General features: G+C 62.6%; 12 protein-coding genes. 4 read left to right on the top strand and 8 right to left on the bottom strand.

Translation table 11 applies throughout. The annotated features are described in order from the left end of the window. Positions 1-352: 352 nt before the first annotated feature. Entirely contained in the window at positions 353-1,975 is a 1,623-nt protein-coding gene (locus ABIB99_RS33490; protein WP_259257798.1) for an ABC-F family ATP-binding cassette domain-containing protein, read from the top strand. Here the strand turns inward: ABIB99_RS33490 and ABIB99_RS33485 are convergent. Continuing rightward, the gene (locus tag ABIB99_RS33485) at positions 1,972-2,955 is read right to left on the bottom strand and encodes a glycerophosphodiester phosphodiesterase family protein (RefSeq protein WP_354179673.1); all 984 of its coding nucleotides are present in this window, start codon (positions 2,953-2,955) and stop codon (positions 1,972-1,974) included. The two genes, ABIB99_RS33490 and ABIB99_RS33485, sit on opposite strands and share 4 nt — an antisense overlap. A gap of 144 nt (positions 2,956-3,099) precedes the next feature. On the opposite strand from ABIB99_RS33485, the gene ABIB99_RS33480 reads away from it, so the two are divergent. Further along, positions 3,100-3,975 (top strand): MBL fold metallo-hydrolase, encoded by an 876-nt coding sequence (locus tag ABIB99_RS33480; protein ID WP_354179671.1) that lies wholly within the window; start codon positions 3,100-3,102, stop codon positions 3,973-3,975. 79 nt (positions 3,976-4,054) lie between these two features. Here the strand turns inward: ABIB99_RS33480 and ABIB99_RS33475 are convergent, their stop codons facing one another. The 3 genes from ABIB99_RS33475 to ABIB99_RS33465 form a co-directional block, all read right to left on the bottom strand. Beyond that, positions 4,055-4,678 carry a septal ring lytic transglycosylase RlpA family protein gene (locus ABIB99_RS33475; RefSeq protein WP_354179669.1) on the bottom strand — a complete coding sequence of 208 codons (624 nt, stop codon included), beginning with the start codon at positions 4,676-4,678 and terminating at the stop codon, positions 4,055-4,057. Positions 4,679-4,936: 258 nt separating this feature from the next. Then, positions 4,937-5,431 carry an alpha/beta hydrolase family protein gene (locus ABIB99_RS33470; protein WP_354179667.1) on the bottom strand — a complete coding sequence of 165 codons (495 nt, stop codon included), beginning with the start codon at positions 5,429-5,431 and terminating at the stop codon, positions 4,937-4,939. Positions 5,432-5,525: 94 nt separating this feature from the next. After that, positions 5,526-6,635, bottom strand: a complete 1,110-nt coding sequence (locus ABIB99_RS33465) for a DUF937 domain-containing protein (RefSeq protein ID WP_354179665.1) — start codon at positions 6,633-6,635, stop codon at positions 5,526-5,528. Positions 6,636-7,486: 851 nt separating this feature from the next. Here ABIB99_RS33465 and ABIB99_RS33460 point away from each other — a divergent pair. Next, positions 7,487-7,780, top strand: coding sequence for a DUF3551 domain-containing protein (locus ABIB99_RS33460; RefSeq protein WP_354179663.1), 294 nt, complete (start codon positions 7,487-7,489; stop codon positions 7,778-7,780). A gap of 53 nt (positions 7,781-7,833) precedes the next feature. Here the strand turns inward: ABIB99_RS33460 and ABIB99_RS33455 are convergent, their stop codons facing one another. From ABIB99_RS33455 to ABIB99_RS33440, 4 genes are all read right to left on the bottom strand, one after another. Next, positions 7,834-8,808 carry an ABC transporter substrate-binding protein gene (locus ABIB99_RS33455; protein ID WP_354179661.1) on the bottom strand — a complete coding sequence of 325 codons (975 nt, stop codon included), beginning with the start codon at positions 8,806-8,808 and terminating at the stop codon, positions 7,834-7,836. Between the two features lie 54 nt (positions 8,809-8,862). Continuing rightward, on the bottom strand, positions 8,863-9,219 hold the full coding sequence (locus tag ABIB99_RS33450) for a PilZ domain-containing protein (protein ID WP_354179659.1): 357 nt from the start codon (positions 9,217-9,219) through the stop codon (positions 8,863-8,865). Positions 9,220-9,541: 322 nt separating this feature from the next. Then, the gene (locus ABIB99_RS33445) at positions 9,542-9,790 is read right to left on the bottom strand and encodes a hypothetical protein (protein ID WP_071914505.1); all 249 of its coding nucleotides are present in this window, start codon (positions 9,788-9,790) and stop codon (positions 9,542-9,544) included. Between the two features lie 116 nt (positions 9,791-9,906). Continuing rightward, the gene (locus ABIB99_RS33440; RefSeq protein ID WP_354179657.1) at positions 9,907-10,869 is read right to left on the bottom strand and encodes an alpha/beta hydrolase; all 963 of its coding nucleotides are present in this window, start codon (positions 10,867-10,869) and stop codon (positions 9,907-9,909) included. 125 nt (positions 10,870-10,994) lie between these two features. Between ABIB99_RS33440 and ABIB99_RS33435 the strand changes: the two genes are divergently transcribed. Next, positions 10,995-11,672: a nitroreductase gene (locus tag ABIB99_RS33435; RefSeq protein ID WP_354179655.1), complete on the top strand. Its 678-nt coding sequence runs from the start codon at positions 10,995-10,997 to the stop codon at positions 11,670-11,672. Positions 11,673-11,982 lie beyond the last annotated feature (310 nt).

Below are 11,982 nucleotides of genomic sequence, written 5' to 3'. Positions count from 1 at the left end.
TCAATGAAGCGCTTCATCCGAGACCCCCGCAAATCGTGCGGGAATCATACCGCGAGAATCACGTCAAGCGCCGCGTTTTTACACAGCCAGGGTCACAAGCCGACGCCTGACGGGCGGTAGCGGCAAGTCCGCTATATGGGACATTGGCGGACGTCACGCCTTGCCGCCCGGACAGCGCGCTTCGGCTGGAAGCGGACAGCGAGACGGCAGGCAGCGGGCGCGAAGCGTCGCGTCGGGATGAATTACAGGAAGCTGGCGTCTGGCGGGGTGGAATCCGGGCTCGGCCGGGCTTCCCCTGGCGGCCCGTATGGCCTATGACGCTGCAACGCAACATTCCCCCCAAAAAGACCCCATGATCCGCCTCGACAACGTCAGCAAGCAAGCCGGCCACCAGATCCTGTTCATCGAAGCTTCCGCCGCCCTCAACAAGGGCGAGAAGATCGGCCTCGTCGGCCCGAACGGCGCGGGAAAGACCACGCTGTTCCGGATGATCGCCGGCGAGGAACTGCCCGATGAAGGGCAGGTTTCGACCGATCGCGGCATTACCATCGGCTATTTCAACCAGGACGTCGGCGAGATGAGCGGCCGCAGCGCCGTGGCCGAGGTGATGGATGGCGCAGGTCCCGTGAGCGAGGTCGCAGCCGAGTTGCGCGAGCTCGAGGCCGCGATGGCCGACCCCGACAAGGCCGACCAGATGGACGAGATCATCGCGCGCTATGGCGAGGTGCAGCACGCGTTCGAGGAACTCGACGGCTATGCGCTCGACGGCCGCGCGCGCGAGGCGCTGTCCGGCCTCGGCTTCAGCCAGGAGATGATGGACGGCGATGTCGGCAAGCTTTCCGGCGGCTGGAAGATGCGCGTGGCGCTGGCGCGTATTCTCTTGATGCGCCCCGACGTCATGCTGCTCGACGAGCCGAGCAACCATCTCGATCTCGAAAGCCTGATCTGGCTGGAAAAATTCCTGCACGATTTCGAAGGCACGCTGCTGATGACCTCGCATGATCGCGAGTTCATCAACCGCGTGATCTCCAAGGTGATCGAGATCGATTCCGGATCGCTCACGACCTATACCGGCGATTACGAGTTCTACGAGCAGCAACGGGCGCAGAACGAGAAGCAGCAGCAGGCGCAGTTCGAGCGCCAGCAGGCCATGCTCGCCAAGGAGATCAAGTTTATCGAGCGTTTCAAGGCGCGCGCGTCTCATGCGGCCCAGGTGCAGAGCCGGGTGAAGAAGCTCGACAAGATCGAGCGGGTCGAGCCGCCGCGCCGCCGCCAGACTGTGGCGTTCGATTTCCCGCCGGCGCCGCGCTCGGGCGAGGACGTCGTGGCGCTCAAGAACGTCCACAAGGGTTACGGCAGCAAGCGCATCTATGACGGGCTCGATTTCATGATCCGCCGCAGGGAGCGCTGGTGCGTGATGGGCGTCAACGGCGCCGGCAAGTCGACGCTGCTCAAGCTCATCGCCGGTGCGAGCGAGCCGGACGAGGGCACGGTGGCAGTCGGCGGCAGCGTCAAGATGGGCTATTTCGCCCAGCACGCGATGGACCTGCTCGATGGCGAACGCACTGTGTTTCAGTCGCTGGAGGATCAGTTTCCGACCGCGGGGCAGGGCTCGTTGCGCGCGCTTGCCGGCTGTTTCGGCTTCTCCGGCGACGACGTCGAGAAGCGCTGCCGCGTGCTGTCGGGCGGCGAGAAGGCGCGCCTCGTGATGGCCAAGATGCTGTTCGACCCGCCGAACTTCCTGGTGCTGGACGAGCCGACCAACCATCTCGACCTCGCCACCAAGGAGATGCTGATCACGGCGCTGGCGGATTTCGAGGGCACCATGCTGTTCGTCTCGCATGACCGCCACTTCCTGGCGACGCTGTCGAACCGCGTGCTGGAGTTGACGCCGGAGGGCATCCACCAGTTCGGCGGCGGCTACACCGAATATGTCGCGCGCACCGGGCAGGAAGCGCCGGGGCTGCGGAGCTAGTTTTTGCTCTTGCGCGAGATCGTGGCGATCGCCTCGATCTCGTTGGTCCAGATCCCGCCGGAATAGGCTTGCGGCAGCCGGGCGAACAATTCGGGCGTATCGATGCCGGTGGAGAACTCGCCGCCGCTGTAGGGGCCGAGCACGAAGACCGCGCTGTTGGCGTCGGTCATGCGATTGAGGAAGCGATCGGGCCAGCCCCATAGCCAGGGCGCGGCGTTGATCGGTACCAGCACCATCGCGTTGCGGCAGGCGGCTGGCATCAGGCCGGTCCAGCCATAGCCGATATAGCGGATCAGGCAGCTCCGGATGGCCCCGCGCGAAATGGTGCGGACATCAGGGGTGAGGCCACGGATCACGTCGATGGGCTCGTCGCCGCCATAGACCATGATCGTCCGGCGCCGCTCGGCCGGGAGCGCGTTCAGCACGGCGGCAAGTTTCTCGCCTTCGTTTGGGTCTCGGCTCTTCACGTTGATCAGGAGTTTCTTGTCAGGGAAGGCGGCGAACACCTCCGACAATGTCGGCATCATCCCGATGCCTTTACCGCGAAACGGGAATGTCTTGCCGCCGTCGGCCGTGTAGCCGTAGCCGATGTCAAGCATTTTCAGTTTCGCCATGCTCTGTTCGCGCGTGACGCCTTGGCCGTCGGTACGGCAGTCGAGAGTCCAGTCATGGAAAACGGCGAATTCGCCGTCGGTCGTCGGGTGCACGTCGAGCTCGACCGCATCGGCGCCGGCGTCGAAGCTCGCATGCATCGAACGGAGGGTGTTCTCGAGGTAGTCATGCGCCGGCGGCAACATTCGCGCGGCGGTGCAGGTGTCGTTCCTCACATCGCGCTCGTCAAACCGTTGTGCCATACCGCGATGCGCGAGCAGCACCGGTTTGCCGTCGCGATGCGGCGCCAGCAGATCGGTGTTGTTGATGTAGACGCCCGCAGCCACGGCAATCAGGACTGCCGTGACGACTCTGAGTTTCCTGCCCACCAGATATTCCCCATTCCAGGGTTATCGTCGGCGGCGTTTGAGGTTGATTTGCGGCAATCGGGGTGCATGGGAGGCCTGTACGCCTCGCGGCTTGAACGGTCCTATGTCGCCCGCTACGCTTCCTCAAAAAGGGAGCGAACAACCATGAAGCAACTGCGGATCGGTGACATCACCATCGATGCGGTGATCGAGCGGGAAGGGCCGTGGCGGCGGCCGCAGGATTTCTTCCCGGCCTATGACGAGGGCGTGTTCGCCCGTCATCTGCCGACGATGGAGCCGGAGGTGTTCGATGCCGCGCGCGGCATGATGGTCATCACCTACCAGACGTTTGTCGTGCGCACGCCGCGCTACACCATCCTCGTCGACACCTGCACCGGCGAGGACAAGGGCCATCCGCCGCCGTTCGACTTTCCCGGCAAGGAGCGCTGGCGCAACGAATTGTTCGCGCTCGGCATCTCTTTCGAGCAGATCGACTACGTCTTCTGCACCCATCTGCACATCGATCACACCGGCTGGAATACGACCTTGCGCGATGGGCGCTGGGTGCCGACGTTTCCGAATGCAAAGTACGTCTTTCACAAGGGCGAGTACGCGGCCTGGGAGGCGGAGAATGCCAAAGGCAACAACCCGCCCGGCACCGTCTTCCGCGACAACTGCCTGCCGATCGTCGAGGCCGGGCAGGCGCTGCTGGTGGACGACGACTACGCGCTCGATGACACCGTCACGCTGACGCCGACGCCGGGGCACTCACCCTGTCATTGCTGCGTGAATATCTTTTCGAAGGGGAGCCGCGCGGTGGTCGCGGGCGATCTCATGCATCACCAGATCCAGTGCCGCGAGCCGGACTGGTCGGCGAAGCCGGATTGGGATGCCAGGCAGTCGGCGGTCTCGCGGCGAAAGTTCTTCGCCTCCGTTGCGGACACCGACACGCTGATCCTGCCGATCCATTTTCCGGCGCCGACGGTCGGGCTGATCAAGCCGCTGGGTGGGGCGTTCGACTATCGGTTCAAGCGGGACTAGGCCGTGTACTCCCAAATCAGTCCTTTCCCGCCGTTTTGATCACGGCCCGGCCGCCGTCGATATATGAAATGGGCGGCCATTATCGAACGATTTCAAGCGTGACATTGACCACGCCGATCTTGATCATTCCAAGGGCTTGGGCCGCACCCGATGTAACGTCGATGATGCGTCCATGAACAAATGGACCACGGTCATTGACTCTCACGATCACGGACTTTTTGTTCAAGACATTGGTCACGCGCAGGCGCGTTCCGAAAGGCAAGGACGGATGCGCCGCATGCAGCGCATGCTTGTTGAACCTCTCGCCGCTCGCGGTCATCCGATCTTCCGAGTAGAAACTCGCAAGCCCAAACAGTGGGGTTTCCCTTCTAGGATGTTTTTTATGAAATGCATGCTGATGGTTGCTCTTCCGATGCGTTGCTCGCCGAATGTCGCCGTGAGCTTTCGGGCCTTGCCCTGCTGCGCGCTGACGCCGTCGTGGTGATTTCGTGGCAAGCGAGGGGAGGTCGTTGGCGCTTGGCGAACCGTTTGCGTCGCGGGTATGGTCATGCACTTCCCGCGGCGTTGCGACAGGGACAATCGCCGACTTCGTTATTCGACTGAACTTCGCATGCGCAGATTCAATTCCACCATCGAATGCGATGCATGATGCAGCAATCGCGGTAGCAGCGAGCAGTGCAGGTTGACCGCTCCATCGTTTCATGATGGCCCCCCCAGCGCCTCAGCTGGTTGGAGTAGTTCGGTTCCAGGAATTGCCGGCTTTGACATATGTCAACGTTGCCGTGGAAGGCAGCGGAGTTGCCACTTCGGTCAGCGCCCAGCCGACGCGCAACGAGAATTTGCCCAACTGCCCGCACATCGCCGCAAAGACAAGCCGCTGGCCTTGGGGAAGCCAGCGGCTCTGGCATCCAGCAACCAATGGTGCAGGGCGCGTAGAGGTGGGCCGTGCGGCCCACCGAGATCAGATGCCAAGTGCGCTGGAGATTTCGCCGAGGGTTGCTTTCTCGGCGTCACTGACCTGAACACCCCCACCGAAAAACCCTCCGCCTTCCGATGCAGCCTCAGCCGTCTTTTGACTAATCTGACGCAGCCAGCCCTTGAAAGCCGCGGCATCACCCGGTGCTTTCGCAGCAAGCAGCGCCGTGACTTCATGCAACGATGCGATCGTCTTGGTCTTGATCTCGGCCGGCGTGCTCTTGCCGAGTTCTGCCTTCAACCCGTCATGAGCCGCCGCCCGGCCGTCGCTCGTCTGGAAGTCGGCGACCACAGCCTTGACCAAGGGGTTGGCATTGGGATCGGTGGCCGCCTGGGCGAGCGCGGTGCCGCCAGCAAATGATTCCTTTAGAAGGCCAAACAATCCGCTCGGTTCGGCAGCCGTAATGGCCATTCCAGCATTCATCGGGCTTCTCAGGAGGAGCGCCCATTCATCCTTGGTGAAATTGGTCTTGTCGGCCATGGAGTCTTCTCCTTTCATCTTGCAGGACGGGAGGCTGGGAAACACGTCCCGTCCTGAAGTGTGGCGAGTCTATTGCGTTTGACGTCTCTGGCTTTCAGGCTTTCGCCAACTGGTCGAGCTTGGCACGAAGATTGTCGATCACGGGCTTTGCGATCGTGCCGGCCGGTGTCGCCGAGACCTTGTCGCACATCTGATTGATGGCCGGCGCCGCCGCGACGATCAGCTTGGCAAGCGCGCGTCGTGCTTCCGGAGATAGCTTGGCGGCTCGCGCCGTAACGCCATCCAGCTGCGAGATGGCGTCGTTGATCTTCGGCAGGGCCGCCTGCGCGCTAGCTTCATCGGTGATGGTCGGCAGTTGAGCCTGCAGCGTACCAAGGGACGAATTGACCTGGTTCGCCAGATTCACGCCGTCAACGGTCAGATCCGCGGGCGCCATGCCCACAGTTCCGGTTGAGGGCCGCGCAACGTTTGTACTCTGAGCGACCGTCTGCTCGGTCGGACGCTGAAGCGCATATATGGCAAGTCCGGCAACGATAACGAGCGCGGCGAGCCAATATGGCCATTGCGTCCGGCCGGCGGCCATGGCGGCCTGGCTCGCGCCAGTAGCGCCGGAAACGCCGGCGATCCGGCTCCCTGTGGCGGCGGCCGTGGCCATTCCACTGCGTGCCTTGTCGATCAGGCCCGCGGCGCCGAGTTGATCACTGAGGCCCGATGGAATCGCCGCCATGATCTGATCTTTCTGCGAGCGCAGAAGCGATGCCAGTCCGTTTGCATCCATCCCGGCGTCATGCTGCTGCTTGCCGAGCATACCCAGGACTAGCGGCCCGACGACGGCGAGTAACGACTTGCCGCCGCCATCGCCCATTCCCGCGAAACTCCCGATCGCCTGGGCCATGGTATCCATGGTTCGGCCTCCAAGCAGTCCGGACAACATGCTCGAGCCCGTCTGAGCCAGGTCCGGGGCGCCGGCGTTGCGCAACATATCCATGGGATTGCTGCCTTGCTGTTGTGACAGCAGTTTTGACAGTTGATTGGCGCCGGCCGGGGTTCCGACCAGATCCGACAGGCTGGCCAGTATTGTCGGGATGGCCGCTATTGCGGCCTTCTGCGTCGCGCTTCGGTCCATCCCAAGAAAGGAGGAAATCTGCGCAATGACTTCAGGGGTCAGGAGCTGTTGTGCAGCTGAAATGAGATTGACGGCCATGGCGGTCTCTCCACTACGTTGCAGGTCTGTTGGTTGCCCCCTAATTCGCGAATTTGATGTGACAGGCGTCGATGGTTCCGAACGTCGCCTATCGCCCAAGTTGAGATTGCATCGATAGTTCGACTCCTTGATCCAGATCAAAGGTCTTGGGTGCAGGGCACATGCGAAGAGTTCGGCGCGAGAGATCCAGTGCGCTGCGGCCCATCAGGCGGACCTGGTTGAGAGGCATCGATGTTTCGCTGACGGGCCAGGATTGGCTATCGGCTCCGAGCACCGCAATGCCCGCTAGCGGGCATGATGACGCGCAGTGGGATTGTACCAGAAGACAATTGTTCGCCGCGCGGACATCCACGTTACTGGCAGTGCGCGGGTGGGCTGCGGTCCGCGCCTCGATGACGGTCCCGGAACCTCACACTCAACCCAAGTCCGGGGCCGTCGTTTGGATAATCCAAATTGATCAGAAGGATCGTCGACCGCGTATCGAACTTCGCCAGTTTCTTGCTCGCAAGCCCTGGATGCGGGTGCGCGGCGCTAGCTTGCCCGCGCTGCGGATGTGAAGCCTCCCGCGAGAACGTTCAGCGGGGACGAGCTAGGGGATGCTCTCACCTGAAATGCGAGCAATGCGGAAAGACCAGTGATATTGCAGGATGGCGGCTGCAGGGTCTTTCCGAGCAAGGCTCAGGGCCACTTATCGGATGAGTGATGTCCGCCGGCCCGGGGCGAGCGCTGAGGCGCCGATATGGGCGCGACGGAATCGTTCCCCGCTTTTGTCGAGCGACGACGCAGGAGCCATGAAGCGTCGCAAGGCGTCTCCTGTCTCCACATGAGCGGCGGTCGAACCGGAAAGCTGGATGATCCATTTGGTGGAGACGGCGATGCGGATGCTCCGTTGGCTAATTCTGGGCAGTGCGGCGATCCTGGCGATCGCCTCGGCTACAGCCCAAACTTACGATCCCGGCCATCCCGTCTGCCTTCAGAGATGGGAGTGGGGTGGCAGCACCTATTTCGAATGCGCTTATACGTCATGGGATCAGTGCCGAGCGTCGGCGATCGGACTTTCCGCGATGTGCGTGGAGAACCCGTATTGGCAGCAACCGCCGGCGAGGCGATCAGGCGGCCGCTTGCGTTCATCAACCCCATACTGATGCGCCCGACGACAGTCTGCCAAGCGCAATTTTCGCGCGCAGCATTTCCGTTGCTATTCGATCACCTCGTCGGCTCGGGCGGACAGCGTCATGGGAATGTCGAGACCGAGGGCCTTGGCGGTCTTGAGGTTGATATTCAGGGTCACATCCGTCGTCTGCTGGACGGGAAGCTCCGCCGGACGGGCCCCTTTCAGAATGCGATCAACATAGCCTGCAGCGCGTTGCCATAGTTTGAAAAGGTTGGCCGAGTACGACATCAGTCCTCCTCTCTGAGCCGAGTCGCGGAATGGATAGATCGCCGGCAAGCGCCGCTCTGCAGTGAACTCGATCAGGCGGGGAACGAGGGGTATCAGCGATGGATCGTCGGTGACGACGAGACCATCGAAGCCTCTCTCCCCAAGCGCGGCGAAGCTGTTGTCGATGTCCGCGCGCCGTATCGAGAGAGCCGTCAGCTCGATACCGAGACCGGGCGCCGCTTTCTGCATGAGTTCGACTTGGTTGGCGGTCGTCGGATTGTCAGGATTCCACAACACTGCGACACGGTGCACTTTCGGTGCCGCCTCCTTCAGCAGTTCCACCCACTTGACACCGTATTCGCCCGAGAGCTGCGACAGCCCGGTGATATTGCCGCCTGGTCGGGCAAGGCTTGCCACAAGACCGGCTCTGACCGGATCTCCGCTCATGCAGACGATCGGCACCGTGGACGTTGCACGTTGCGCAGCCTGCGAAATTGGTGTGCCTGGAGTCACGAGAACATCGACGTTGAGCGTGAGGAGTTCAGCGATCAATGCGGGAACGCGCTCCGGCTCTCCGTCGGCGTAGCGTTCTTCGAGCAGCAGGTTGCGCCCCACGACATATCCCAGGTCCGCAAGTCCCTGACGGAAGCCGGTCTGGTAGTACAAGTCCGTCCCGCGAACGCCACCCCAGACATAGCCAACCCGCGGCACCGCGGGTTGCTGCGCGTGGGCCGCGAGGGGCATGACGGTCACCGCAGCGCCGAGAAGCGCGACAAAATTGCGGCGTTTCATTCGGTCACCTCGCGACGCCCTACCGCTGCAATATGCACCCGCGCGGGCGAGGAGTCAGGTCGATACTTCCGGGCTAAAGACCCCGCCGCGGCACACGAGCCGGCGATCAAGTCGCACCACATTTGCGGGCGCGCCGGAATCGTTCGCTGCCTTTGGCGCGCGACGACGCAGGAGGAATAAAACGCCGCAGAGCGTCTCCTTTTTCCATACGACGCGGCAGTAGAAAATTCCGGAATGACCGTCGAACGACAACACAAACTCGTCGGCAAATACGTAGTACGGCGTGGAAATGCGGGCACCCAAGGCGTTGATATCGCGCACCAGGCACGGATGAGTCCCGTGAATTTCACCAAACAATAGCCGCGCAGCCCGGTTGATCGGTATGCGCTTCATTGCACGACGTTCGATCATGGCGAGATGCTCCCAATGAAAGACGATCGCACTCGACGAAGTCACTTTCCCGGTCCCGCCGATATCCGGAAAACGGCAATTCCCGCACGTTGATCTGTGCGGCTCACGCTAACAAGCAGCGTTGTTGTCTTATTAAAATTGGATCGAATTGGTGGTTAATTCGAACGGCTTGACGACGACGTTACCAGAAGACGTTCGTGCTTTCGACTTGGCCCGGCCATCTGATCTGTGCCGCGCGGACACACATATGTGGATGCCCGGGACAGGCCCGGGCACGACGGAGTTGCAGAGTGTCCGTGCAGCAGTGGCGAACCAGCAGCGATCAGGCGCCGACCTCGCACTTCTTCATGAAGCTGTTCTTGGCGGCACCGGCAAGCGGCTTGCCGTCGGCGCTGACGGCCTTGGGCGTGCAAGCGTCGGCCTTGCACTTCTTCATGAACGAGGTCTTGGCGGCGCCGGCGAGCGCCTTGCCGTCCTTGCCGACCGCCTTGCTCTCGCAGGTGTCGTCCGCGAAGGCCGAGCCCGCTGCAAAGGTGGCGACGATCGCTGCGAGAAAAATCCGCTTCATCATGGGTGTCTCCCTAGGACAAAATTACCGAGCGGATTGGAGCCGCGAATCGTGGCGCAATCAAGCAGGATCGATGCGCGCCACGACCGATGTCGCGGATTTTTCCATTCATCTGCGGTTCAGATTCCGCGCGCGAGCAGTGTCTTGAAATCGGCCCGTGCGCGTTGCGCCTCGGCCTTCGCGGCCGCGGAAGCATCGCCAAGGCCGAAATAGCCGTGGATCAGGCCGGGGCCCTCATGGTGCTTGACGCGGACGCCGGCGGCCTCCAGCGCCCGTGCATAGGCCGCGCCTTCGTCGCGCAACGGATCGAACCATGCGGTGGTCACGATCGCGGGCGCGAGCCCTTTGAGCGAAGCGGCGCGGAGCGGCGAGACCCGCCAGTCGGCGGCATCCTTGGGATCGGCGAGATAGTGGCCGCAAAACCATTCCATCGTCGCGCGTGTCAGAAAATAGCCGTCGGCATTCTCGGTGCGTGACGGATAGGGCGCGTTCTCGCGCGCATCCGCGTAGCCCCCGACGACGTCGGTCACGGGATAGACCAGCAATTGTGCGGCCAGCTTGATGCCGGCATCGCGGCAGGCGATCGCGGTGGCGGCTGCGAGATTGCCGCCGGCGCTGTCGCCGGCAACGCCGAGACGCTTTGCATCGCCGCCAAATTCCGCGACGCGGTTGAAGATGTCACTTGCGGCGGCGAACGCGTCCTCGAAGGCGCCGGGAAAGCGCGTTTCCGGCGGGCGCCGATAATCGACGGAGACGACGACCGCGCCGGTTTCGATCGCGAGATTGCGCGCCTGCCGGTCGTGGGTTTCGAGATCGCCCGCGACCCAGCCGCCGCCGTGGAAGAAGACTACGGTTGGCGCAGGATTGGGGCCGGCGCGATAGACACGTGCATCGAGCGGCCCGGCGCCGCCTTTCACCTTGATATCCTGCACCGTGTCGACGGGGGGCGGCGGCACATCCGCACGCGAGGCAGCCAGTGCGCGCAAGGCATCGCGCGCGCTCTGTGGCGTCATCGTGGTGGGATCGCGCAGCGGCAGCAGCGGAATGATCTGGGCGATGACGGGATCGAGCGGTGCGGGCATTTGCAGGTCCTCGCTGGGTTCTTGGTCTTGCTTGCGGGGTAGCATAGATTTGGCGTACCGCATCGGCAACCGGTTACGCGTTACAATTGCAATGCCGCGGAATGAGCGGTCAGGGAGGTCAAGAGTTGGAATTCGAAACGCTGGTCCAGTCGCGCCGCAGCGTGCGCGGTTTCAAGCAGCAGCCGGTGCCGCGCGCGGTGATCGAGGCGATCATCGGGAGCGCCAAGCGCGCGCCGTCGTCGATGAACACCCAGCCGTGGCATGTGCATGTGCTCACAGGCCCTCCGCTTGAAGAGTTGCGCCGCCGCAACATGGAGGAGATGGTCGGCGGCGCCAAGGTCAAGCGCGATATCATCAGTCATGGCGAATACCAGGGCATTCATCGCACCCGGCAGGTCGACATCGCCAAGAAGCTGTTCGGCGCGATGGGGATCGAGCGCGACGACAAGCCGATGCGGCAGGACTGGGTGCTGCGCGGCTTCCGCCAGTTCGACGCGCCGGTCTCGCTGGTGCTGACCTATGACCGCGTGCTGGATCCCGGCGCGGTCTGCCATTTCGATCTCGGTGCGCTCTGCTACGGCATCGTGCTCGCGGCCTGGGACCGCGGTCTCGGTTCGGTGATCAACGGGCAGGGCATCATGCGCTCCGACATCGTGCGCGAGGTCGCGAAGATTCCGGAAGAAGAGGTCATCATGACCTGTGTGGCGATGGGGTATCCCGACGACAGCTTCGCCGCGAACGCCGTTCGCTCCGATCGCGAGGGCAACGACGATTTCGTGCGCTATGTCGGCTTTGCCGACTAGTGCGGGAAGTCACTGATGCGCACAGCCGGCTGACGCTGCGAGCCGACTAACGTGGAGAGCCGGCTGAGGTGGAGGAGAGGAGATTATTCTCTCGTCGATTTTTTTGATGCTGAGCCGTTGGTGGCCTCTTGCAATCTCGATCGCGCGGGAGGAACAATACGCGGAGTGAAAGGTTTGTTGCTGGCGCGAGGGAATCGACATGCGGCGGCTGGCTAGCCTGGTTCGACGGTTCTTCGGTCCGCGACCGCGGTATCCGATCGATGATGATCCAAATCTTCCCTTCACACCCGATGAGCTCGGTAAGCTGATC

The sequence above is a fragment of the Bradyrhizobium sp. LA6.1 genome (assembly GCF_040547805.1).
GTDB lineage: Bacteria > Pseudomonadota > Alphaproteobacteria > Rhizobiales > Xanthobacteraceae > Bradyrhizobium > Bradyrhizobium barranii.
This window is presented reverse-complemented; position numbering and strand designations above follow the sequence as displayed.

What these genes read in the sequence shown, in the direction of transcription:
- ABIB99_RS33490 (WP_259257798.1), top strand. Translation starts at nt 353, where the DNA reads ATGATCCGCCTCGACAACGTCAGCAAGCAAGCCGGCCACCAGATCCTG.
- ABIB99_RS33480 (WP_354179671.1), top strand. Translation starts at nt 3,100, where the DNA reads ATGAAGCAACTGCGGATCGGTGACATCACCATCGATGCGGTGATCGAG.
- ABIB99_RS33475 (WP_354179669.1), bottom strand. Translation starts at nt 4,678, where the DNA reads ATGAAACGATGGAGCGGTCAACCTGCACTGCTCGCTGCTACCGCGATT.
- ABIB99_RS33470 (WP_354179667.1), bottom strand. Translation starts at nt 5,431, where the DNA reads ATGGCCGACAAGACCAATTTCACCAAGGATGAATGGGCGCTCCTCCTG.
- ABIB99_RS33465 (WP_354179665.1), bottom strand. Translation starts at nt 6,635, where the DNA reads ATGGCCGTCAATCTCATTTCAGCTGCACAACAGCTCCTGACCCCTGAA.
- ABIB99_RS33460 (WP_354179663.1), top strand. Translation starts at nt 7,487, where the DNA reads ATGATCCATTTGGTGGAGACGGCGATGCGGATGCTCCGTTGGCTAATT.
- ABIB99_RS33455 (WP_354179661.1), bottom strand. Translation starts at nt 8,808, where the DNA reads ATGAAACGCCGCAATTTTGTCGCGCTTCTCGGCGCTGCGGTGACCGTC.
- ABIB99_RS33450 (WP_354179659.1), bottom strand. Translation starts at nt 9,219, where the DNA reads ATGATCGAACGTCGTGCAATGAAGCGCATACCGATCAACCGGGCTGCG.
- ABIB99_RS33445 (WP_071914505.1), bottom strand. Translation starts at nt 9,790, where the DNA reads ATGATGAAGCGGATTTTTCTCGCAGCGATCGTCGCCACCTTTGCAGCG.
- ABIB99_RS33440 (WP_354179657.1), bottom strand. Translation starts at nt 10,869, where the DNA reads ATGCCCGCACCGCTCGATCCCGTCATCGCCCAGATCATTCCGCTGCTG.